This is a genomic window from Streptomyces marokkonensis (genome assembly GCF_039539045.1).
Lineage (GTDB): Bacteria > Actinomycetota > Actinomycetes > Streptomycetales > Streptomycetaceae > Streptomyces > Streptomyces marokkonensis.
The window spans coordinates 1-21,613 of the sequence record NZ_BAABCQ010000136.1; the positions used below are offsets into that span (position 1 = coordinate 1).

General features: G+C 69.9%; 21 protein-coding genes and 1 pseudogene. 14 read left to right on the forward strand and 8 right to left on the reverse strand.

Translation table 11 applies throughout. The features are described from left to right. Positions 1–190 precede the first annotated feature (190 nt). From ABEA26_RS26830 to ABEA26_RS26840, 3 genes are all read right to left on the reverse strand, one after another. A complete protein-coding gene (locus ABEA26_RS26830) occupies positions 191–367 on the reverse strand; it encodes a hypothetical protein (protein ID WP_345595926.1) in 177 nt (58 codons plus the stop codon). 228 nt (positions 368–595) lie between these two features. Beyond that, positions 596–820, reverse strand: a complete 225-nt coding sequence (locus tag ABEA26_RS26835; protein WP_279566356.1) for a hypothetical protein — start codon at positions 818–820, stop codon at positions 596–598. Between the two features lie 118 nt (positions 821–938). After that, positions 939–1,358, reverse strand: coding sequence for an arsenate reductase ArsC (locus ABEA26_RS26840; RefSeq protein WP_345595927.1), 420 nt, complete (start codon positions 1,356–1,358; stop codon positions 939–941). 150 nt (positions 1,359–1,508) lie between these two features. On the opposite strand from ABEA26_RS26840, the gene ABEA26_RS26845 reads away from it, so the two are divergent. The 4 genes from ABEA26_RS26845 to ABEA26_RS26860 all read left to right on the forward strand — a co-directional run bounded on the left by ABEA26_RS26845 (position 1,509) and on the right by ABEA26_RS26860 (position 5,436). Beyond that, positions 1,509–1,817 (forward strand): ArsR/SmtB family transcription factor, encoded by a 309-nt coding sequence (locus ABEA26_RS26845; RefSeq protein ID WP_345595928.1) that lies wholly within the window; start codon positions 1,509–1,511, stop codon positions 1,815–1,817. After that, positions 1,814–2,911, forward strand: coding sequence for an ACR3 family arsenite efflux transporter (arsB, locus tag ABEA26_RS26850; protein ID WP_345595929.1), 1,098 nt, complete (start codon positions 1,814–1,816; stop codon positions 2,909–2,911). The genes ABEA26_RS26845 and arsB overlap by 4 nt, the downstream gene beginning before the upstream one ends. Before the next feature lie 250 nt (positions 2,912–3,161). Then, positions 3,162–4,451 carry a phosphatase PAP2 family protein gene (locus ABEA26_RS26855; RefSeq protein WP_345595930.1) on the forward strand — a complete coding sequence of 430 codons (1,290 nt, stop codon included), beginning with the start codon at positions 3,162–3,164 and terminating at the stop codon, positions 4,449–4,451. Positions 4,452–4,764: 313 nt separating this feature from the next. After that, positions 4,765–5,436 carry a VOC family protein gene (locus tag ABEA26_RS26860; RefSeq protein ID WP_345595931.1) on the forward strand — a complete coding sequence of 224 codons (672 nt, stop codon included), beginning with the start codon at positions 4,765–4,767 and terminating at the stop codon, positions 5,434–5,436. A gap of 19 nt (positions 5,437–5,455) precedes the next feature. Here the strand turns inward: ABEA26_RS26860 and ABEA26_RS26865 are convergent, their stop codons facing one another. Beyond that, positions 5,456–7,072 (reverse strand): carboxylesterase/lipase family protein, encoded by a 1,617-nt coding sequence (locus tag ABEA26_RS26865; RefSeq protein ID WP_345595932.1) that lies wholly within the window; start codon positions 7,070–7,072, stop codon positions 5,456–5,458. Positions 7,073–7,207: 135 nt separating this feature from the next. Then, positions 7,208–7,984, reverse strand: coding sequence for a polysaccharide deacetylase family protein (locus ABEA26_RS26870; RefSeq protein ID WP_345595933.1), 777 nt, complete (start codon positions 7,982–7,984; stop codon positions 7,208–7,210). Positions 7,985–8,285: 301 nt separating this feature from the next. Between ABEA26_RS26870 and ABEA26_RS26875 the strand changes: the two genes are divergently transcribed. The 3 genes from ABEA26_RS26875 (at position 8,286) to ABEA26_RS26885 (ending at position 13,164) form a co-directional block, all read left to right on the forward strand. After that, positions 8,286–8,840, forward strand: a complete 555-nt coding sequence (locus ABEA26_RS26875) for a GNAT family N-acetyltransferase (RefSeq protein WP_345595934.1) — start codon at positions 8,286–8,288, stop codon at positions 8,838–8,840. A 315-nt stretch (positions 8,841–9,155) separates the two neighbouring features. Further along, positions 9,156–10,784: a ribosomal protection-like ABC-F family protein gene (abc-f, locus tag ABEA26_RS26880; RefSeq protein ID WP_345595935.1), complete on the forward strand. Its 1,629-nt coding sequence runs from the start codon at positions 9,156–9,158 to the stop codon at positions 10,782–10,784. Positions 10,785–11,103: 319 nt separating this feature from the next. After that, positions 11,104–13,164 (forward strand): flavin monoamine oxidase family protein, encoded by a 2,061-nt coding sequence (locus ABEA26_RS26885; protein WP_345595936.1) that lies wholly within the window; start codon positions 11,104–11,106, stop codon positions 13,162–13,164. Between the two features lie 187 nt (positions 13,165–13,351). On the opposite strand, the gene ABEA26_RS26890 is transcribed toward ABEA26_RS26885, so the two are convergent. Then, the gene (locus tag ABEA26_RS26890; RefSeq protein ID WP_345595937.1) at positions 13,352–14,875 is read right to left on the reverse strand and encodes a PH domain-containing protein; all 1,524 of its coding nucleotides are present in this window, start codon (positions 14,873–14,875) and stop codon (positions 13,352–13,354) included. A gap of 292 nt (positions 14,876–15,167) precedes the next feature. On the opposite strand from ABEA26_RS26890, the gene ABEA26_RS26895 reads away from it, so the two are divergent. Further along, positions 15,168–16,001: a PIG-L family deacetylase gene (locus tag ABEA26_RS26895; RefSeq protein ID WP_345595938.1), complete on the forward strand. Its 834-nt coding sequence runs from the start codon at positions 15,168–15,170 to the stop codon at positions 15,999–16,001. 289 nt (positions 16,002–16,290) lie between these two features. Here the strand turns inward: ABEA26_RS26895 and ABEA26_RS26900 are convergent, their stop codons facing one another. After that, positions 16,291–16,857: a Uma2 family endonuclease gene (locus ABEA26_RS26900; protein WP_345595939.1), complete on the reverse strand. Its 567-nt coding sequence runs from the start codon at positions 16,855–16,857 to the stop codon at positions 16,291–16,293. Positions 16,858–17,438: 581 nt separating this feature from the next. Continuing rightward, a complete protein-coding gene (locus tag ABEA26_RS26905) occupies positions 17,439–18,248 on the reverse strand; it encodes a GntR family transcriptional regulator (protein WP_345595940.1) in 810 nt (269 codons plus the stop codon). A gap of 79 nt (positions 18,249–18,327) precedes the next feature. Here ABEA26_RS26905 and ABEA26_RS26910 point away from each other — a divergent pair, with 79 nt between their 5' ends. The 6 genes and pseudogenes from ABEA26_RS26910 to ABEA26_RS26935 form a co-directional block, all read left to right on the forward strand. After that, positions 18,328–18,606: a hypothetical protein gene (locus tag ABEA26_RS26910; RefSeq protein WP_345595941.1), complete on the forward strand. Its 279-nt coding sequence runs from the start codon at positions 18,328–18,330 to the stop codon at positions 18,604–18,606. 159 nt (positions 18,607–18,765) lie between these two features. Then, positions 18,766–18,927 (forward strand): hypothetical protein, encoded by a 162-nt coding sequence (locus tag ABEA26_RS26915; RefSeq protein WP_345595942.1) that lies wholly within the window; start codon positions 18,766–18,768, stop codon positions 18,925–18,927. Between the two features lie 199 nt (positions 18,928–19,126). Further along, positions 19,127–19,351 carry a hypothetical protein gene (locus ABEA26_RS26920; protein WP_345595943.1) on the forward strand — a complete coding sequence of 75 codons (225 nt, stop codon included), beginning with the start codon at positions 19,127–19,129 and terminating at the stop codon, positions 19,349–19,351. An 8-nt stretch (positions 19,352–19,359) separates the two neighbouring features. Further along, positions 19,360–20,091 (forward strand): GntR family transcriptional regulator, encoded by a 732-nt coding sequence (locus tag ABEA26_RS26925; RefSeq protein WP_345595945.1) that lies wholly within the window; start codon positions 19,360–19,362, stop codon positions 20,089–20,091. Further along, positions 20,088–20,387: a hypothetical protein gene (locus ABEA26_RS26930; protein WP_345595944.1), complete on the forward strand. Its 300-nt coding sequence runs from the start codon at positions 20,088–20,090 to the stop codon at positions 20,385–20,387. Before ABEA26_RS26925 ends, ABEA26_RS26930 begins: the two co-directional genes overlap by 4 nt. Before the next feature lie 970 nt (positions 20,388–21,357). Continuing rightward, positions 21,358–21,613, forward strand: a pseudogene (locus ABEA26_RS26935) (hypothetical protein); the annotation flags it as partial.

Below are 21,613 nucleotides of genomic sequence, written 5' to 3' on the forward strand. Positions count from 1 at the left end.
CGATTTCTCCTGTCATGGCACCAGATATTGGCCCCCGGAGACCGCAGGCTTGGCGCCCGGGAGTCTGATCCCGCCCCATGACCTGCCTCGATGGGGCCTGCGAGGCCTCCTGTGGCGCGAGGGCGACAAAAACGACAAAAGTACTGATATCAGCGTACCGAGACAAAGGACACGTCAAGGGGGGCGCGCCTCAGCCCCGGAGGTAGGTCAGGGCCGCCAGCACCCGGCGGGCCGCGGCCGTACGGGCCGAGGCGGCGGTCGTGCCGAGGGGGGCTCCGGGCCTGTCGGACGCGGCGGTCGCCCGCGTCGAGGGCACGGCGCCACTGTCGACGACCGTCACGGTGGCGGCCTGCCTGCTCCTCGGCACCGCGGCCAGGGCCGCTACGGCACATGCGGCGGACGTGAGCGGACCGGAAGAACGCCTGCCGTCGGCGTTCAGCGGGCGGCGGACCGACTCCGGCAGATCGGCAGCAGGGCATTTGCCCAGCCCGACGGACCGGCTCTGCCGGACGTCCCGCGCCGGGGCGCAGGGCCGCCCGACTCGTCGGTGCGTGCGTCCCGCCGGTGTGCGTCCCGCCGGGGCGGGCCGGCGGTCCTAGAGCTTGCTCATCCTGGCGTAGGGCACGGTGATCCGCTCCTGCGCCGAGCCGAAGTCCACGAGTACCGCGATCCCGCCCTCGAGGGCGATCACCCGGCCGAGGCCGAACGTGTCGTGGGTGACCCGGTCGCCCACCTCGAAGTGCTTGGGCGGCAGCGCGACCGGGGCCTTGAAGGGACTGGTGGGCAGCGAATGACGCTTCGGTACGGCTGGCTTTGTCATTGCCACCAGTATGCGCCCGCGCACCGGGAGCCGACCACAACTACCGGGGACCGGCTTGCGGAGCGGGCCACTCGCGCCGGCCCTCCGTCCACATCCGTACTCCGGGGCGGGCCCGGCGTCACACTCCCGGCCGGGCGTCGATCTCGGCGACGAGGGCCTCGACACGGGCCCTGATCTCGTCGCGGATGGGACGGACGGCGTCGACGCCCCGGCCGGCCGGGTCCTCCAGGGCCCAGTCGAGGTAGGTCTTCCCGGGAAAGACCGGGCAGGCGTCGCCGCAACCCATGGTGATGACGTAGTCGGACGCCTGGACGGCCTCGGTGGTCAGGACTTTCGGCCTGGCGCCGGCGATGTCGACACCGGCTTCCCGCATCGCCTCCACGGCGGCCGGGTTGACCCGGTCGCCGGGGACGGAACCGGCGGCGCGGACCACGACGCGGTCGCCGGCGAGGTGCCGGAGGAATCCGGCGGCCATCTGGGAGCGGCCGGCGTTGTGGACGCAGACGAACAGCACGGAGGCGAGCGGAGCGGAGGACATGCGGGACCCTTTCGGTGAGCCATGGGGCACTGGGCCATGGAGTCCTGGGGCAATGAGTGGGCTCATGGGTCATGGGTCATGGGTGAGGCCATGGAGCCACGAGTCAGCCCCAACTGGTATCAGCGTCGGCTGATGTGAAAGTATCAGCCCATGATGACGTCAGTCGACACTGACCTGATCCGGGTGCTGGCCGACCCGCTCAGGCTCCGGATCGTGACTCTGCTCGCCCGCGAGACGCTGTGTACCACCCACCTCGTCGAGGAGACCGGAGCGCGGCAGACCAACCTCTCCAACCACCTCAGAGTGCTGCGCGAGGCCGGCGTCGTGGAGACCGAGCCCTGCGGCCGGTACACGTACTACAGGCTGCGTCCCGACGTCGTCGCCCGGCTCGCCGGCCAGTTCGCCGACCTGGCCGAGTCCGCGCGCAACGCCGCCGGAAACAGGAGGGCCTGCCCGTGACCCGCGCCGAAGCCTCCGCGGCCAACCTCGGCGAGGACTCCTCCGTCGTCGCGAAGCTGTCGACGCTCGACCGTTTCCTCGCCGTCTGGATCCTCGTCGCCATGGCCGTCGGCCTCGGTCTCGGCCGCGCGGTTCCCGGCCTGAACGACGCCCTGGCGAAGGTCGAGGTCGGCGGCATCTCGCTGCCGATCGCGCTCGGCCTGCTGGTCATGATGTATCCGGTGCTGGCCAAGGTCCGTTACGACAGGCTGGACGCGGTCACCGGCGACCGCAGGTTGATGATCTCCTCGCTGGTCGTCAACTGGGTCCTGGGTCCCGCGGTGATGTTCGCACTGGCCTGGATCTTCCTGCCGGACCTGCCCGAGTACCGGACCGGCCTGATCATCGTCGGCCTGGCCCGCTGCATCGCCATGGTCGTCATCTGGAACGACCTCGCGTGCGGCGACCGCGAGGCCGCCGCCGTGCTCGTGGCCCTCAACAGCGTCTTCCAGGTGGTCGCGTTCGGCCTGCTGGGCTGGTTCTACCTCGACCTGCTGCCGGGCCTGCTCGGTCTGGGCGACGGCGAGCGCCTGGACATCTCCATGTGGGAGATCGCCCTGAACGTCGTCGTCTTCCTCGGTGTACCGCTGCTCGCCGGCTTCCTCACCCGCCGCCTCGGGGAGAGGCGGATCGGCCGCGAGAGCTACGAGCAGCGGTTCCTGCCGAAGATCGGCCCCTGGGCGCTGTACGGCCTGCTCTTCACGATCGTCGTCCTCTTCGCCCTGCAGGGGAAGACGATCACCTCACAGCCGCTCGACGTCGTACGGATCGCGCTGCCGCTGCTGGTGTACTTCGCCGTGATGTGGTTCGGGACCTTCGCGCTCGGCAAGGCCATCGGCCTCACCTACGACCGCACCGCGACCCTCGCCTTCACGGCCGCCGGCAACAACTTCGAGCTGGCCATCGCGGTCGCCATCGCCACCTTCGGCGTCACCTCCGGACAGGCCCTCTCCGGTGTGGTCGGCCCGCTCATCGAGGTTCCGGTCCTGGTCGCCCTGGTCTACGTCTCCCTGGCCTGGCGCCGGAAATTCACCGCGGCGCGGCCGAATTCCTGACGCGGCACACGGGTGTGGTGGGGCCGACGGCGGCACGTCGGTGGCAAGGCCGGGGCCCCCGGCTCCGGTGATGCCGTTCTCGACAACTCGGGCCCGGAACCCGCAATCTGACTCTTTCGTCTCCTCTGCCGAGGGGCTGCCGTTCCGGAACCGTGAAGATTGAAGACATATGCCATCACCCGTGCGTTCACGAATAAAGTGGAGAACCAGGTTCTCCGCGTGGGGTCGTCCACGGTCGAGACTCTGGGCCGTGGCGGGTGTGGCGGCCCTCGGGTTCAGCATCGTGCTGGAGATCGCCGCGCGTCGCTACGGCCTGCCGGGGCCGATGACCAACCAGGCGAAAGAGGTGATAACCGCCCCTGCTTCGGGGCCGCTTCTGTACGCGAGTATGGCGTTGACGATGGTGGTACTCACCTGGCGGCAGCGGTTCGTCGCGGCCGGCGCCGCGATCGGTATCGACGTCGTCTTCCTGCTGGTGCGGTGGGTGTTCGATGCCGGGGTGACCGACGGCCACTCCTTCGGCAACGGAGCGTTGTGGGTGATCCTGGGGTGTGCGGTCGTCGCCGTTACGCGCCGCGCCGGCCAGGAACGGGTCCTGCTGCTGAAGGGCGTCGGGCTGGGCCTGCTGCTGGTGGCCGGGCGCAAGACCGGCGACACCTGGCTGCTGATCACGTCGAAGGCCCACCCGGAGGTGCTCGACCCGTACGTGGCGGTCGCCGACCACGCGCTGGGCGATCCGTCGTGGCTGGCGGGCCGGATGGTCGCCGCCACGGGCCCGGTCGGTGAGCACGTTCTCGACTGGGTCTACGCCCAACTCGCGGTGGCCGCGGTCGTCGTCGCGCTGTACCAGCTGCGCAAGGTGGCGACCGAGCGCCGGTTCCCGAGGCACCACCTGGTACGCACCTTCCTGGTGATCGGCCTCCTCGGGCCCGCCGTCTACATGATCTACCCGGTGGTCGGACCGGTCTTCACCTACGGCACCGGCGCGTTCGGCACCGGCGGCGAACAGTGGGCGGTGGCCAACCTGTGGCCGGACACGCTCCCGCCGATGAGCACGCCGCAGCCGTGGACGTACGACGACATCACGCCCCGCAACTGCATGCCCAGCCTCCACACGGCGTGGGCCACCGTGATCTTCATTCATTCCCGACAGGCCCCGCGTGTACTGCGCTTCGCAGGAACGTTTTGGCTTGTCGCGACGCTGTGCGCGACGCTGGGATTCGGTTACCACTACGGAATAGACATTCTCGCCGGAGTGGTCTTCGCGGTCACGATCGAGGCGGGGCTGCGCTCCTTCGACCGCGGCTGGGACCGGGCGGGAATCCAGCTGGTCGCATACGGGGCGGTGGTCTTCGCCGCGCTTCTGGCGTCGGCTCGCTGTCTCCCGATGGAAATGGCCGCCCGTCCTTGGGTGTTCGGCCCTCTTCTCGTTCTGGCGACGGCCTCGGTGGTGTACGGCTATGCGCGGACCGTCAGGCTGTGGGACCCGCAGGCCGCGGCACCGGCGCCGAAACCGGAACCACGACTCGAACTGATCTGACGACGCGAACCGATCTGAAGGGTCTGAAGGGTCTGGCGGGTCTGAAGGGTCTGAAGGGTCTGGCGGGTCTGGCGGGTCTGACGGTCTGACGGGTCTGGCGGGCTCAGCACCGGTTCGCCGGCGACTCGCTCAGGCGGAGGGCCGTCTGCCGCCCTTGCCGCCTGCTCGGGAAGGGCGGTCACCGGCCGTCCGCCGGTGGCCGCCCGCGTCCTCGCCGGCGCCTTGGTGGCCGTCCCACCGACGCTCTCCGACAGCACAGGACGGTCAGTTCTCGAGAAGCGTCGGTGACCCGGTCGCCCATACCGTCGAAGACATGAACTCCATCGACTCCGTCACTCTGGAAGTGGCCGACACCGAGGCGGCCGCCCACTTCTACTCCGCCGCCTTCGGGCTGGACCCGTCGAGGGTGCGCCTGCGCGCCTCCGAGGCTCCCACGACCGGCTTCCGCGGCTTCACCCTGTCGCTCGTGGTCTCCCAGCCGGGCAACGTCGACGCCCTCGTCGCCGCGGCCCTCGACGCCGGCGCCACCACCGTCAAGCCCGCCGCGAAGTCGCTGTGGGGTTACGGCGGTGTCGTCCGGGCCCCGGACGGCACCGTCTGGCAGATCGCGACATCGGCGAAGAAGGACACCGGCCCGCCGACCCGGGACATCGACGAGATCGTGCTGCTCCTGGGCGTCGAGGACGTGAAGGCCAGCAAGCGGTTCTACGTCGAGCAGGGTCTCACCGTGGGCAAGGGCTTCGGCGGCAAGTACGTCGAGTTCGCCACCGGGCCGGACACCGTCAAGCTGTCCCTGTACAAGCGCCGTGGCCTTGCCAAGGTCGCGGGCGTCTCCGCCGACGGCACCGGCTCCCACCGGCTCGTGCTGTCCGGCGCCACCCGTCCGTTCAGCGACCCGGACGGGTTCGTCTGGGAACGGGAACCCACGGCGCCGCGGACGGTCACCGGCGAGTGGCCCGCCGGCCGGCCGGCCGGCGGCCACTGACGCAACCGTCCCGGGCGGGTCAGCCCAGGGACTTCCAGAATTCGTACTGGTGGTCCTTCGCGAAGTCGACCGGGCGGCTGCCACCCGGCCCGGAGGCGAGGGAGTACGCGTTCGGTGAGGCCGCGGTGGTGGGCTTCCAGCCTGCCTCGCCGGTGCGGGCGAAGTCCGACCAGATCCGGATCATCGAGTCGGAAAGGCGCTGCTGGTCGGCGGTGAGCGCGTCGAACTCGGTGAGTTCGAAGAGGTAGGGGAGCTCGAAGGTGTGCGCGGCGCCCATCGGGAAGGAAGGCTTCGGATAGCTCTCCTCGTCGGCGTACCAGGGTGTCGCATGGTCGGCGAACTCGTACGTGTAGGTGCGGACGGCACGTGAGAGGGCACGGCCGGTGTCGACCGTCCGCCGGGCGAGGTCGGAGTCGGTGAGCACCGCCCCCAGGGCGAGTGCCGGGTTGCCGCCGTATGCGTCGACGGGGTAGCGGACGGCGATGGCGGCGGCCTCCCGCGGGTCGAACTGCTCGTTCAGGAGGCGTTGGTAGTCGGCCTCGTCGAGTGTCGCCCCCGGGTCCTCGGGATCGGCCTTCTTACCCATCTCCGCTCCGTACGCCCCCGCCCGCCCCTCCTCGCGGTTGATGCCCTGGAGGACGGGGACCTTGTTGAACTCGCCGGTGGCGAAGGCCTCCCGCGGCGTGCGCGGCAGAAGCTGGCCGCCGTACACCGGCCCGTAGGGGAAGGGGCCCTGTCCGAAGCCGTACACCAGGTCCTCGGGCTCGGCGGTGTGCCAGTCGGCGGGCTCGCCGACCGGGACTTCCTCGCCCCCGGTGATCCTGTTCTCGATCGCCTGTACGGCGTCCTCGCCCTCCTCCAGAGCGTCCGCGCGCTCACGGATGTGGTCCGTACCGAGGCACGCCCCACTCTGCAGGACGGCCCGGTGGAAGAGACCGGCCGAGGACGGGGCGACCATGTGGGCGCAGGTGCTGTAGGCGCCGGCGGACTGGCCGAACAGTGTCACGTTGCCCCGGTCGCCGCCGAAGGCCGGCGCATTGCGCTGGACCCAGCGCAGGGCCGCCTGCTGATCGAGGAACCCGTAGTTGCCCGACTCTCCGCGACGGCCCTCCAGGTCGGGATGGGCAAGGTATCCGAGGGCGCCGAGACGGTAGTTGACGGTCACCACGACCACATCGCCCTGGGCGGCCAGTCGCCGAGCGCCGTGCACGTCCCCGGAACCGTCGGTGTGGTCGCCGCCGTGCAGGTAGACCATGACCGGCCTGGGCCCCGCGGAGGCGGTTCGCGGAGTGGTCACGTTGACGAAGAGACAGTCCTCGTCCGAGGAGGCGGGCCCGGCCGGCGGGGTGGTTCCCGTCTGCGGGCAGGCACTGCCCGGCCGGGTGGCGTCCAGGACGCCGTGCCAGCGTCTCGCGGGCGCGGTGGGTGCCCAGCGTCGCTCGTCGGTGGGCGCGGCGGCGTAGGGGATGCCCTGGAAGACGCGCACGGTGTCGGTCACCGTGCCACGGACGGGGCCCTTGTCGGTGCGAACGACGGGACCGGCGCCGTGGCCCGTGGCGGCTGCGGTGCCCGCCGCGCTCATGAGTCCCGCGGTGATGCCGAGGGCGATGGCCAGGTGTGCTGTCTTCTTCAACATGCGGACCAGCGTAGGAAGTCGGGGCCCAAAGCAGCATCCGGTCAACCTCCCTCGGTGGGGTGGTGAGGACCCCACCATGCCGCCTGTGGCCGACCGGCCGGCCTCTGGACCTCCAGGGCCGCCGCAGCCGCGGACTCAGCGCACCGGGAAGCCGAAGGAGTAGCCCTGCTCCTCGAGCCGGGGCAGGACGCGGCGCAGGGCTTCGACGGTCTGGGAGCGTTCGCCTCCCGCGTCGTGGAAGAGGAGCGTCGGCCCGTTGGGGAGCTCCCGCTCGACGGTGGCGACGATGGCGTCCGCGCCCGGCCGCTCGAAGTCCTTGGTGTCCACGTTCCAGCCCAGCGGTCGCATGCCGCGGGAGGCGGCGAGCTGACGGCTGTAGGGGGTGAAGGCTCCGCCGGGTGCCCGGTAGTACATCGGCCGTACGCCGCCGGAGGCCTCGATGATCATGCGTTCGGCGTCGAGGATCTCCTTCGACTGGTAGGCCTGGGACTTCTTGTCCATGGTGGTGTCGTGGGACACCGTGTGGTCGCACAGTCGGTGTCCGGCCGCGACCACGTCCTTCACGAGGTCCGGGTGGGCCTGTGCCTGCGTCCCCGTCACGCAGAACGTCGCCTTCACCCCGTACTCGCGCAGCACGTCGAGCACTTGGGGGGTCCACGCGGGATCGGGGCCGTCGTCGATGGTGATGTTCACGCCGCGCGGCCCCTTGTCCGAGGCGTGCACGATGGTCACGTCGACCGGCTCGACGCGACCGCCCGCCGGCGAGGCCGACGCGGACGCCTTCGGCGACGGTCCGCCCACGGGGCCGGCCTGCGCGGTCCACACCGAGGCACCCACGGCGAGCACCGTCACCCCGAGCGCCGCCCCGACCACCCGGCCGTACCAGCCCCGCCCCACACCGTGCCGTGCCATGTCCGCCCCACTTTCGCCCCGTTGCCCGTCGGTCCCCGTTCGCCCTGGGACCACCTGACAGGACGACGAACGGTGACCATGGGATGCGTCCGTTACCGATCACGGACAATCCCGACGGAGTCCACGGACAACTCGGCTGCCGGCGGGCGGACTGCGCTCCCGCTCGGGCCGGGCCTGCCCGCTGCCGCCGGGCCCGCCGCGGAGCCCGCCGCTGCCGCCGGCACACCGTCGGGCCGGGACCGTGGGGCCACGTCGTCGTCGGCGCCGTACCCTTCTCCGCCACGGCTATATGGTTTTCCGCATGTACCCGGTCCAGCGTTCCGGTCGACGCCTCTGCCTCCGCGAACTCAGCGTCGACGACGTCGACGCGGTGCTCGCCGTCTACGGTGACCCCAGGGCGACGGAACACCTGTCGTTCGAACCCCGCACCCGGGAACAGACCGGCCGCATCGTCGCCCGTTCCGTCGCGGCGGCGACGACGGAGCCCCGCACCGAGTACGCGCTGGCCGTGGTCGCCCCGCCCTCCGGCCGTCTGATCGGCTTCGCCCGGCTGGCGACGGACCCCCACCAGCAGCGCGCGGCCACCATGGGCTTCGCCCTCCGCCCGGACGCCTGGGGCGTCGGCCACGGCACCGAGACCGTCCGACTTCTGCTGGCCCTGGCCTTCGAGGACCTGGCCCTCCACCGCGTCTGGGGCGCCCGGTCCCCCCTCAACACCGCCTCGGCGCGCACGATGGCCGCGGCAGGCATGACGGAGGAGGGCCTGATCCGCGGCCACGTCCGGAAGGCGGGTCAATGGCGGGACTCGGTGGTGCACGCCATCCTGGCGGAGGAGTGGGAACCCCGGCCGTTCTGACGGCCCGGACGGAGATCGGTGACCCGGGACGCGACATCCGAGATCGGCGACCCGGGACGCGACATCCGAGACCGGTGACCCGGGGCCCCGCACTCAAGGCCAGTGGCGGGTCGCGGCATGGCGGGACGCGGCATGGCGGGCCGTGGCGCGGTGGTTCGTGATGTGGCGGGTGAAGCCGTCCGCCCCGTCGGCCGGCGCCGGGCAACGATACGGCGAGACGCACCGTCTTGCGTGAGTGCGCTCCGTGGGCTACGGTTCTCAACAAGACGAGACGAGACGTCTCGTGCCCATGTCGCCCACGAAAGAAGACATCACTTGCTCCGTGCTCCCGAAGCACCGCCCGCCCGTACCACCGTCTCTCAGCTCACCGTCTCCGATGTCAGCAAGCGCTACGGCCACCACCTCGTCCTGGACCGTGTGTCCTTCACGGTCCGGCCCGGCGAGAAGGCGGGGGTCATCGGGGACAACGGCTCCGGCAAGTCCACACTGCTGCGGCTGCTCGCCGGCACCGTGCGGCCCGACGACGGAGAGGTCGACGTCGTCGCACCGGGCGGTACGGGGCACTTGGCGCAGACTCTGGAACTGCCGGACACCGCGTGCGTAGGTGACGCCGTCGACCTGGCGCTGACCGAACTGCGTGACCTGGAACGGCGGATGCGGGCGACCGGGGCCGCGCTCCAGGGCGCCGACCCCGCCGTGTACGACCGGTATGCCGCACTCGAGGCGGAGTTCGAGGCGCGCGGCGGATACGACGCGGACCGCCGCGTCGACGTCACCTTGCGTCACCTCGGTGAAGGGGCCGGTCTGGACCGGGCACGACGGCTCGGCACCCTCTCCGGGGGCCAGCGCTCCCGCCTCGCCCTCGCCGCGACACTCGCCTCCGCGCCCGAGCTGCTCCTGCTCGACGAGCCCACCAACGACCTGGACGACGAGGCCGTGGCCTGGCTGGAGGAGTGGCTGCGCGCGCACCGGGGCACCCTCGTCGCCGTCACCCACGACCGGGAGTTCCTCGACCGGGTCACCGACTCCGTTCTGGAGGTCGACCAGGACACACGGTCCGTCCGCCGATACGGCGACGGCTATACGGGGTACCTCGCCGCCAAGGCCGCCGAACGCGCCCGGCAGGAGCGGGAGCACGAGCAGTGGCGCACCGAGCTGGCACGACAGTCCCGGCTCGCCGGCTCCCACGCGGGACGCCTCGAGGCGATCCCGCGCAAAGGGCCGTGGGCGTTCAGCGGAGCGGGCGCGTTCCGGGCCCGCTCGCGGGCCCACGGCGCCATGAGCCGCGTCCGCAACGCCCGCGAACGGCTGCACCGGCTCACCGAGAACCCGGCCCCCGCGCCTCCTGAGCCGTTGCGGTTCTCGGCGGACATCGAGGGGGCGGCGGACCACGCGGTGGAGGTGGGCGACCTGTGCGTACCGGGGCGCCTGGTACTGGACTCGCTCCATGTCCCCGCGGGGGGCCGACTCCTGGTGACCGGCCCCAACGGCGCGGGCAAGACCACTCTCCTGCGGGTCCTGGCGGGCGAACTGACCCCGGCGCCGGGCACCACGCTACGGCGACCCGCGCGGGTCGGGTTCCTGCGCCAGGTGGCGGCCCCGGCCTCCCCCGAGGAGGAGAGCCGTCCCGTGCTCGCGGCCTTCGGTGAGGACCGTGCCGACGAGCTGCTGGGCCTGGGCCTGTTCCGTGAAGCGGACCTGGACCGGCCCGTACGGGACCTCTCCACCGGGCAGCGCCGCCGCCTCGAACTGGCGCGTCTGGTCACGGGCTCGCACGATCTGCTGCTGCTGGACGAGCCGACGAACCACCTCTCGCCCTCGTTGGTGGAGGACCTCCAGGCGGCCCTCACCCAGTACGAGGGAACGCTCATCGTCGTCACTCACGACCGGCGGCTGCGGCAGGCCCTGCCCGGAGCCGTCCGGGAGATCGCCCCGGCCCGGTGACCGGACCCACCGCGCTCCGCCGGCCCGCGGGTCCGGTGTCGTGCGGGCCCGGTGTCGTGCGGGTCTCGCGGTGGGCGTGCGGGCGGGCGGCGGCGGCCTTGCGCAGGTGGCGGTTGACCATGTCACCGCGGTGACCCGACCGGCGGGTCTCCGCGGTGACCCGCCGGTCGCACGGCGACACAGTGGCGCCGTCCTGCCGGTCCCGGAGCGTCCCAGGTGAACCCTGGTACAGGCTGTGGACCCGGTTCGAGTGGTTTGAACACCTCTTCCGTGTGAAGTCACTACCTCCGTGTCGCTGGTGAGCCAAGAGTGATGCGCGATGAACACTCAGAACGCGCATACCTCTGGCGACAGCACGCAGTCCGGGAAGACCCCCCACGCAGCGGGTGGGGAGCGGCAGCCCGCCCCCGCCACTCGGGACACGTCGCCCCGGCCGGCGGTACCGCATGTCACCCTGCCCTCGCGGCGCTCCGTGGTCACGGCGACCGGCGCCTCGGCGCTCGCCGCCGGGCTCACCGCAGCCTCCACCACCTCCGCGACCGCGCTCGCTCCCGCCGCGCCCACGATCACACCGGCCGCGGCACCGCCCGGCACCTCTCCCGAGGCGTACCGGACGGTCGCCCGCGCCGTCGTCGTCCACGACGAAGACGACAAGCCGCTGGTCCCCTCCTACGTGAAGGCCGTCAACAACGGTCTGCCGACCGGCCGGGCGAAGGCCACGAAGCGGGTCCTGATCGTCGGGGCCGGACCGGCCGGCCTGCTCGCCGCCGACCTGCTCAACCGGGCGGGCCACGACGTCGTCGTGATCGAGGCCAACGGCAACCGGGTCGGCGGCCGTATCAAGACATTCCGCAAGGGCGGACACGAGAAGGGCAGGCAGCCGTTCGCCGACCCCGCGCAGTACGCCGAGGCAGGGGCCATGCGACTGCCCGACAGCCACCCGCTCCTCATGGCCCTGCTCGAGAAGTACAAGCTGCCCCGCCAGGAGTTCTACCTGGTGGACGTCGACCCCGACGACCCGGCGAAGAAGACCAACCGCACCTGGATCCACGTCAACGGCATCCGCGAGCGCCGGGCCGACTACGACAAGAACCCGGAACGGGTCAACGACACCTTCGGGATCACCGGCGCCAATCGGAAGAGGACCGCCGCCGCCATCCTCGCGGACGCCCTCGAACCGGCGCACCGACTCGTGCGGGGCAAGGAGGGAACAGCCCTCGTCGACGGGTGGACCGAGGTCCTCGAGCGGTACGGACACTGGTCCATGTACCGCTACCTCACCGAAGCCGCGAAGCTCGACACCAGGACCATCGACCTGGTCGGGACCATCCAGAACCTGACCTCACGGCTGCACCTCTCCTTCCTGCACAGCTTCCTGTCCGCCGCGCTGATCGACCCCAAGACCAAGTTCTGGGAGATCAAGGGAGGCACCGCGCTGCTCGCCGACGCGCTGTACGCGCCGGTGAAGGGGAAGGTACGGCTCGACCGGCGCGCCGTACGCGTCGAACGCGCCGGCGGCAAGGTGCGGGTGCACACCGTCTCCGAGGACTGCCAGACCGGAAAGGGGGGCACCACGGAGGTCTTCGAGGGCGACGAGGCGATCGTCACCGTCCCCTTCTCCGGGCTGCGGCACGTCACCTTCGACCCCCCGCTGTCGTACGGCAAGCGGCGGGCCGTCACCGAGCTGCACTACGACTCCGCGACCAAGGTGCTGCTGGAGTTCTCCCGGCGCTGGTGGGAGTGGACCGAGGCACAGTGGAAGCAGGCCCTCGACACCGTCGAGGACGGCCTCTACGACAAGTACCGGACCGGCAAGGTCACGGACGCCAGGTACCTCGGCGCGCACAAGTCCGTGAAGGACCTGGGTGTGACGATCCCCGACGACTACAAGCACTGCTTCGCCGCCTTCCGGCCCGTCATGGAGGGTGAGGTGGAAGCCGCTCATGTCCGCGGTGGCGGCTCCGTCAGCGACAACGCCAACCGCTTCATGTACTTCGAGCACGCCCACCCCATGGAGGGCAGCGACGGCGGCATCATGCTCGCCTCCTACAGTTGGGCCGACGACGCCCTCAAGTGGGACGCCTACGCCGACGAGGAGCGCTACCTGCGCGCCCTCGCCGGAGTGCAGGCCGTCTTCGGCCGCCGGTGCGAGGTCTTCTTCACCAGCAAGTGCCGGACCCAGTCCTGGACGCGCGACCACTACGCCTACGGAGAGGCGTCCGTGCTCTTCCCGGGCCAGCACACGGAGTTGTTCCCCGACATCCCCACCTCCGAGGGACCGCTGCACTTCGCGGGAGACCACACCTCGGTCAAACCCGCCTGGATCGAGGGCGCCCTCGAATCAGCCGTCCGTTCCGCGCTGAAGGTGCACACCGGCTGACAGCGTCGGTGACCGAGGCCCCGGCGCGCCGACCGCACCGGACCGGTGCGGTCGTACCGGTCCGTGACGACCGCACCGGCAGTGAACGGGACACCGGCCCCGTTCGGACGTCAGGGTCTCGGGCCGTCACCGCGGCGGGGCGCCGGAAAGCAGCCATGGCTTGGGCGTCGGGGCGTCCGCAGGGGCCTCACAGGCCCAGCGCACGAAGGATGCGGGTCAGGTCGGCGGGTGCCGCCGCGAGGTGGACCGGCCGGCCCGCGTCGTCGAGTTCGGCTATGTTCCAGCTCCGGGGGAGGGCGTCGCTGTCGCTGCCGCGGAGGCGTCGCACGCCCTTGGCGGTGAGCTGCCGCGCCGGGATCCGTTTCGCTGCGAACCGGCCCGGGCCGGGGTGGGGAGTGACCGCGGGCGGGCCGCCTCCGAAGACGATGTGGGTACCGAAGCCGTTCGGGTTGTAGTCGGTGGCTTCCAGGAACCGGGCGGCCAGGAACACGTCCTTGTCGTAGGGCTCCTGGGTCGCTGCCGCCGCGGCTTCTGGGGGTGTACGGACGCGGGTCGCGCGCCAGGCCCAAACGAGAAGCCCCAGCGTGGCAAGGGATCCCGCGGCCGCCCAGGTGAGGGGCGCGGGGGACACGGGCACGCCCATGGGGTGGAGATAGCAGAGCGGCAGCAGCCACAGGGCTGTGATCGCGATGGCCCCCGCGAACGGGAGCGCCGACGGCAGGACTTCGTCGTCGGGCAGTCGGCGCCCGCGCCGGAGCATCAGTACCCGGGCCCCGGGGTAGCCGGCGGCGAGAGCGCACGCGGCCGCGATGACGGCCACCGATCCGGCGCTGGGGAAGTGCTCGCGCCATACGTGGTCTCCTCTGGCGACCACCCTGACCTGGCCGCGCCAGAGGGTGAGTTCGACGTGATCACCGGGCCGGAATCCTCGGGCGCCCTCGCGGGAGACCGTGAGCCGGTCCAGCGGGCGGTCGTCGGCGAAGTACAGGCTGCTGCGCTGTTTCCCCTCGCCCACCTCGGTCCGCGCGATCGTGGCCGGCTCGGTGGTCAGGCACTCGCCGCGTTCCGCGGCGGGCGTGGCGGCGGTGCACGGGACGGCCGACGTCCACGCCTCCTCCGTCGCCCCGGTGACCGGCACGAACCAAGCGGCCAGACCGGCCCCCGCGAGCAGCAGCAGGCACAGGCTCAACGGCACGGTCGGACCCCGTCCGGCGGTGCGCTTCGAGATGACGGCGAGATGCTCCGACTCCGGCGCACCGTGACGACGGTGCAGGGCGCGGAACGCCTCCAACTCCTCGTCGAAAGCCGCCCGGTCGTTGTGGGATCCGCTCACCGGCAGGGGCAGGCGCCGGGTCCGCCCGTCGCGCAGCACCACTTCGACGCGAAGGTACTCCTCCCCGTGGCGCCCGTACTGCACGTATACGCGCAGGTCGGCGATGTCCTGCCACGACATGCTCCTGCGGCGGCGCAACAACGACCGGGCGTTCAGGCCGTGCGCGTCGGCGGTCACCTTGACGGCGACCGCGTACAAGCACACGAGGCCCACCAGAGCGGCCAGCAGGCCCCCGAGCACCCAGCCGTCCACGAGATCACCCGAGTACACCAGGCGCCCTCCGGCCAGAGCGGCCCCGGCCGCGCCGAGTCCGACCAGGCACCACAGGGGCCGCTTGTGGAGGGGGCGGCGGCAGGTCACTTCCTGGCCAGTGGTCATACGCGGCATCGTGCCATCGTCCGTGCCGCGCCTGCTTGTGCGGCATCCGGCAGTGTTCCGGTCCCCGACTCTGCCGGGGTCCCGTTCGTGGGGGAGCACCGGCCTGTGAGCCGAGCGGCCGTGCCGGGAACAGCCGGTCCGACGGCGCTGTTGCACCGATCGATGCGCCGGCGCCGCGCGGGGGACACGAAGACCACAAGGTCGCCCGCCCCACCAGGACGCGGGCCCCGTGATCGGGGTACGCCCGCCGCGCCACCCGGACCAATACCTGTCTCCGCAGGAGGACTGTTTCATGACTGACCGGCCCTTGACGCTCATGGCAGTACACGCCCACCCCGACGACGAGGCCACCGGAACCGGAGGTGTCCTCGCGCGGTACGCGGCGGAAGGCGTCCGCACGGTTCTCGTGACCTGTACCGACGGCGGTTGCGGTGACGGACCGGGAGGTGTCAAGCCGGGCGACCCCGGACACGATCCGGCGACCGTCGCCCTGATGCGCCGCCGGGAACTCGAGGCGAGCTGTGGCGTCCTGAAGATCAGCGAGCTGGAGACGCTGGACTACGCCGATTCCGGGATGATGGGCTGGCCGAGCAACGACGCCCCCGGATCTTTCTGGCAGACCCCCGTCGAGGAAGGCGCCGCCCGGCTCGCGGACCTCATGCGGCACTACCGGCCCGATGTGGTCGTCACCTACGACGAGAACGGCTTCTACGGTCACCCCGACCACATCCAGGCCCACCGCATCACGATGGCGGCGCTGGAGATGACCACGCTGACACCGAAGGTGTACTGGACCGCGATGCCCCGCTCGGGGATGCAGCGGTTCGGCGAGATCATGCGCGAGTTCCAGGAAGACATGCCGGAGCCGGATCCTGCCGAGGTCGCCGCGACGGCGGAGATCGGCCTCGCCGACGACGAGATCACCACGTGGGTGGACACCACCGCGTTCAGCGGTCAGAAGTTCGACGCGCTGGCCGCGCACGCCAGTCAGGGCGAGAACATCTTCTTCCTCAAGATGGGCAAGGAGAGGTTCGGTGAGTTGATGGGCATGGAGACCTTCGTACGCGTCAAGGACGCCACCGGCGCCGCCGTACCCGAGAACGACCTCTTCGCCGGACTGCGCTGACCCACCCGTGCGGCCGATGGCCGGGAACGCCCATCGGCCGCACGGAGCAATCGAGCGGGACACGCAGGGACCGCCCTCCGTCGCCGCTTTCCGGCGCGTCGGTCTCGGTGACGGAGCTGCCGGGTTTCTCTCCCTGCTGTCCGCAATTCTTGGCAAAGGCACATCGCCGCTCGTAACGGCGGGAAGATGCCGCATGGCTGACGGTGGGGATCTCTGGGACGCCTTCGATCAGCGCGTCGCCACATTCGCACCGGACGGGTGAATGGCGCATCATCGCGCCGCGACGCATTCAGATTTGGCCGAGGTCGATCTCCGCCGCGAAGGGGGCGATGACCTTTAGGGCGCCGGCGAACACGTCCCCCTCGCGATACGTCCTCGTCGCGGGATCGAGCAGGTACGTATACACCAGCGGTGTGCCCGTCGCGGCCTGCTCGATCCGCCAGTAGAAGCCGATCCCGGCCTTGGCGTACTGGTCCACCTTCACGATCCGGTCGGTGGTCTCCGAGCCCGGCGACACCACCTCGGCCACGAGCAGTACGTGCTCCGGACGGGTGGGCGTGATGTCGATCGTGTCCGCACGGTAGACGATGACGTCGGGGCGGCGATTGGTCAGCGGGACGTCCTGAAGCCGGACGTCGAAATCCGTGTCGGCGTTCCAGTCGGGGCCGGCTGCGGCGTCCAGGGCGTTCGCCAGGAGTCGGGCGAGCCGATTGTGCCGCTTGGAGGCGCTGGGGCTCACGACGACCATTCCGTCCACGATCTCGATGCCGGCGCACTGCTCCTCGGACCACGACTCGTACTCCTCGGCCGTGATCTGCTGGTGCATCCACGCCGGGGCCACCATCTCGGCAGTCATGACACGCCTCCCGGACACTGTGCGGCGGACCTGGTCCCGCGCGACTCAGCGTACTGCGTTCGATCGTCCGGCGTTCTGCGCAGAACTCGGCTCACGGTTGCCTCTCATCAGCCATGCGAACGGTTCTGTTGCCCGTGCTGGCAGTTGTGACTCTTCTGCGGGAGTGGACGGCCGAACGGAGACTTGCGGCGCTACCGTCCGGTCTTCCGGCTCCGGCAGTAGCGCCTGGTGAGGGCGTGTGTCTGCCGGTACCGGGCTGATCGGCGGAGCAGGTACCTCGCCTTACGGGCACCCGGAGGACAAGAACGGACGCGACACGACCGGTGTGAGTCGGCCGCGACGAACCGCTCTGGGTACGGGGCTCTTTCGTCCCCTAACAGGGCACCGTTGAGGGCACGCCGCCCCCTGATTGGACTAGACAGCAAGTAAGGCCCAGGTCAGTGACCTGGGCCTTCTTCATGGAGCGGGTGACGAGAATCGAACTCGCACTCTCAGCTTGGGAAGCTGCGATCATTTGGGGCTGAATCGGCCACTGACCTGCACGAACGGTGCGGGTGTCGCCTCATCGGCCTCGGCGGCTTTCACCGTGGTTCCCCGTTGTTTCCCGCTCGATCTGGTGCGCTTGTGGTGCGCGGCTGGCGACTGATCGGAATCTCGTAGACGATCTCGCAGAGAGCGGCGGGCACCACGATGTCCGCGGTCTCCACGGGCCGCCCCTGGTCGCTGTAGTACGTCCGCCGGATATGCGTGACGAGCGCGCCCTTCTGAACGCCCAGGAGTGAGGCCTCCTCGGCGGTCGCCTGCCTCGGCTCGGGCTGCTCCACGGCGTGGCTGACGGTGACGCCGATCTCCGCCATGCGGTTCACGACCCCTGCCCCGGCGTGCGGTCCTCCCTCGGGGAGGACGACGAGTGTGCTGCCGGTGAGGTCGTACGGCTCCCAGCTCGTCGACAGCTGCACCGGCCGGCCGTCGGCGAGGAACTCGTACGCTGTCCGCACGCACAGCTCACCCTCGGCGATACCGAGGCGCGTGGCGATCTCCGCCGGTGCCGGAACCTTGGCCTCGGTCCGGCTTTCCCAGTCGCCCTGTCTGCCCACGGCCTTCATGTCCGCCCGAAACGGGGAGCCGCTGGGCTGCTCGCGCGCCGATGACCGGACCACCCGTACGCGCTGCCGTGGCTCGGCGACGTAGGTGCCGGAACCGGCGCGGCCCTCCAACACACCTTGGGAGATCAGCAGCTCCTGTGCCCGGCGCACCACGTTGTCGCCGACGCCGCACTCCTGGCCGATCTGGGCGCGGGAGGGCAGTCGGTCCCCCGGCTCCCACTCGTGCTCCACGATCCGCCGCCGAAGCTCGTCGGCGATGCGGAGATAGGGCGGCTGCTCAGGCATATGGAAAATCTAGTCCACTAGCTCTAATCTAGTTAACTAGCTTCACTCAAAGTGATCGCCGAGTGACGGAGGCTCCCCTGTGCCCGCTTCGCGAGTGAGCGCGGAAGCCATCGCTGCCCGGTTATCGGCGGTCGGGCTCACCACACGCGTGGAGGAGCGCGACCAATGCACGTCGGTCGAGGCGGAGGTGCCGGAATCGCTCTCCGCCGAGTCATGGCGGGAGGTCCTGGAAGTGCTGGCTGAGGCCGACCGATTCGGGCTTCGCGTCACCAGCTTGAACGGCCGCACCCTCTGGGCGGTCGTACACAAAGCGGTCCCCGCGACGGGCCATGTCGGGGGACCGAGCTACCAGCGATAGGAGCTGAGCAGCGTGCTCAACCGTATCCGCCGTGCCGTCTCGCTCACCAGAGCGCGGTACTTCCCCAGGGGCAGGCACCGCCGCGCCTCAACGCCGTCCCGGACGACCGTAGCGACGCCTCCCACGCTCGCCGCGGGGCCGCCGGCAGCTCCAGAATGGATGCCGGACACCGCTGACAGCCTTAACCTGCTCCTGGGCGAGGAAAACGCGCTCGTCCGCCCGTACGTGCTGGCCTGGGAAGAGCATGCACGGCAGCGTTCGGTGATCGTAACGCCGCGCCTGTCGCCTGAGGTGTGGTCGGCCCTGGCGGGGGTCCGCTGATGCCTCCTCGCCACTGCCCCCGCATCTCGGAAACCTCGGCTACTGCCTACCGGTCGATCGCATGCCGGATTGGCACCCACGCCACCTGTGCGGACGCCTCACCGGCCTTGGCGCCGACTGACCTGCCGGTGATCTACGAGACGTGCGACTGCCCCTGCCACTCGGCGCCGGACCACTCCTCGCGGCCGGCGGTGAAGCGGTGAGCAACTGGGTCCCAGGGGGCGCGCTCGCGTCCAACATCGAGATCACCGCCGCCACCGTTCTGCGGGGCGACATCATCCAAGTCGGCGGACAGGCATGCCGAGTGAGCGACCTCTTCCAACTCCCCCAGGGCGCCAAGCAACTCCTCTTCGAGTCGGGAGACCTGCTGACCATCAACGGGCGGACCCGGCTCCTGGCTGTGCGAATGGTGAGAAGGCGGTGACGGAACCCATGACGTCGCGTCGCCTCGTCGTCGCCGACGACCTGAGGCGCCAGATCACGGCCGGACACATCAGACCCGGCGATCAGCTTCCGTCTGAGACCGCTCTTGCCGACCGGTACAAGGTCAGCACGGCGACACTCCGGAGTGCTCTTGCGGTCCTCCAGGGAGAAGGCCTCGTCGAGAAGATCCATGGCAAGGGGAACTTCGTCCGCCGCCCACTACGCAAGATCACGTACGTCGGCGGGTGGGGCACTCTGGATCCTCGGACTGCCGCAGACGCGGATCTGCGCGTGACGGTGCGCACTACCGCGATCCACGCACGAGGGCACCTGACAGCGCTGCTGAGGGTCGCTGACGGAAGTCCACTGACCGAGGTCCTCCGCCTCAGCTACGAGGGGGAGTCCCCGCACAGCCTGGCCCGCATCTACGTACCGCAAGATCTGACGCCGACCACGGCGCGCGGCGACCGGCCCTCAGGAACGTGGGTGGAGGCCGGCTTCTTTGTGCCGGATCCGCCGCCGGCCGAGGTCCGCGAGACGGTGTCCGCTCGGCTCCCCACACCGGATGAGGCGGCAACCCTGCGGATCAGCACAGCTGTGGCTGTCCTCGCAATCACCCGAGTTGCGGCAGACACGCTCGGGCGAGTCGTTGAAGCGGCGCTGCTCGTGTTCCCGGGTGATCGTGTCGACGCCGTCTTCAGCACCCACCACGTGATCGACGAAAGGCAGGCGCAAAGATGACGCCGCAGAGCGAACTGCGACTCCTCCCGTGGTCGGGACCGGACGGCAAGCCTTGCTATCTGAGCACCGATGGCAGCGGTGGCTACATGTCCCGCCTGGCAGACAACATCGAAGCGGTACAGCTCGGGACGGCAACCGATCTTCTGGAACGGGCGTCGGAAGTCCTCGGCGACCAGGACGCTGGCCTCAGTGAGCTGCGGCTCATGCTGACCGAACTGACCGGAGCCCTGCGAGACGTGCTCCGCGTAGCAACCAGCCGCGGTCACCTCCTGGCGGTGAGCGAACCCCACTCCTGAGGGAGGCGTCGTCACGGGCGCTGCCTGCGGCGACACTCACAGGCCCGTCTACTGATCACCGCATCCGCTGACCAGCGGACCTGAAGAAGCCCACGGCTCTGACCAGTTCAGATGCCGTGGGCTTCTGTCGTTGTCGGTCGACGTCGGGTGACCTCGGACGGCCCAGCGACGGCCCAGGCGGCCTCGACCGCCAAGCGCTTAGAAGATGCGGGCACGCCTTGGTAGGTCCACCCGATCGGCCTGCGCCGGCACCGTAGTGGGCCGTCGAGTTCCGCTGCCGTCAGCCGTCGTTGCCGTCAGTGCTGCCGTCACTGCCATCGGCGGCGCTGACGCGTGACCACCGCGTTAACAGTTTGGTCAGCCCTCGGCCTGTCGAGGCCTGGCTGGTGCCGGAAGTGGTTGCCGTGTGGTGCCGCTATTCGCGTTCATTGATGTCAGCGTTGGATGTCAAGGGAACATCCCCGGCACCAAGCAGTCCCCCAAGGCTCGTCCGGTCGGTCGGCCCGACGCCATCTACCCGCTGACCGGCACACCTCCATATCACTCGGTAGATTCGTTGGCTATCGCCCCCTACCCGAGGAGGACCAAATGGGTTCTCTTTCCCCTCATAGTGCGGTGGATCGTTATACCTCAGAAGGAACATGGTATCCCTTTGCTCGACAGTACAAGAGTGTGCGCAATGCAGAAGGGACACCAGCATGCCGAACGTCGACATCGCAGCCATCCTCGCCGGTCTGAATCCCTCTAATGTGAGGATCGACTCGCGGGGACGGATTGTGGTCTTGGACCGAGACCTGGCCAGGGACTTGGCAACCTTCAGAGGGGGCGACGGTTCTGAGGAGGATGGAAAGAAGAACGGAAACTGCGGTTGCGCGCTGCCGGAGTAACCAGCATGCACCTTTGCGGGGCCCTGCAACGAGGGCTCCGCAAATTGAACTCCGATGGATAAGAGGACACAAGGAGACGTGTGATGGCGCAAGTTGATTCTCGCAACACCAGCGTGTCCATTGTCAGGGATGCAGCGAACGCATTCCGCAATGATGTGTTGCACCTCATCATCCTTCCCACTGAGCAGTGCAATTTCCGCTGCACATACTGCTATGAGGATTTTTCAGTGGGGAAAATGAAATCAGAAGTAGTGCAAGGGGTTAAGTGTTTTATTGCTAGTCGCCTGCATGAGTTGAGTCGTCTGAATGTCTCCTGGTTTGGCGGGGAGCCGCTGCTTG

Coding starts and splice junctions, on each gene's coding strand:
- ABEA26_RS26835 (WP_279566356.1), bottom strand. CDS start 820: ATGACAAAGCCAGCCGTACCGAAGCGTCATTCGCTGCCCACCAGTCCC.
- ABEA26_RS26840 (WP_345595927.1), bottom strand. CDS start 1,358: ATGTCCTCCGCTCCGCTCGCCTCCGTGCTGTTCGTCTGCGTCCACAAC.
- ABEA26_RS26845 (WP_345595928.1), top strand. CDS start 1,509: ATGATGACGTCAGTCGACACTGACCTGATCCGGGTGCTGGCCGACCCG.
- ABEA26_RS26860 (WP_345595931.1), top strand. CDS start 4,765: ATGAACTCCATCGACTCCGTCACTCTGGAAGTGGCCGACACCGAGGCG.
- ABEA26_RS26865 (WP_345595932.1), bottom strand. CDS start 7,072: ATGTTGAAGAAGACAGCACACCTGGCCATCGCCCTCGGCATCACCGCG.
- ABEA26_RS26870 (WP_345595933.1), bottom strand. CDS start 7,984: ATGGCACGGCACGGTGTGGGGCGGGGCTGGTACGGCCGGGTGGTCGGG.
- ABEA26_RS26875 (WP_345595934.1), top strand. CDS start 8,286: ATGTACCCGGTCCAGCGTTCCGGTCGACGCCTCTGCCTCCGCGAACTC.
- ABEA26_RS26885 (WP_345595936.1), top strand. CDS start 11,104: ATGAACACTCAGAACGCGCATACCTCTGGCGACAGCACGCAGTCCGGG.
- ABEA26_RS26890 (WP_345595937.1), bottom strand. CDS start 14,875: ATGACCACTGGCCAGGAAGTGACCTGCCGCCGCCCCCTCCACAAGCGG.
- ABEA26_RS26895 (WP_345595938.1), top strand. CDS start 15,168: ATGACTGACCGGCCCTTGACGCTCATGGCAGTACACGCCCACCCCGAC.
- ABEA26_RS26900 (WP_345595939.1), bottom strand. CDS start 16,857: ATGACTGCCGAGATGGTGGCCCCGGCGTGGATGCACCAGCAGATCACG.
- ABEA26_RS26905 (WP_345595940.1), bottom strand. CDS start 18,248: ATGCCTGAGCAGCCGCCCTATCTCCGCATCGCCGACGAGCTTCGGCGG.
- ABEA26_RS26915 (WP_345595942.1), top strand. CDS start 18,766: ATGCCGGACACCGCTGACAGCCTTAACCTGCTCCTGGGCGAGGAAAAC.
- ABEA26_RS26925 (WP_345595945.1), top strand. CDS start 19,360: ATGACGTCGCGTCGCCTCGTCGTCGCCGACGACCTGAGGCGCCAGATC.
- ABEA26_RS26930 (WP_345595944.1), top strand. CDS start 20,088: ATGACGCCGCAGAGCGAACTGCGACTCCTCCCGTGGTCGGGACCGGAC.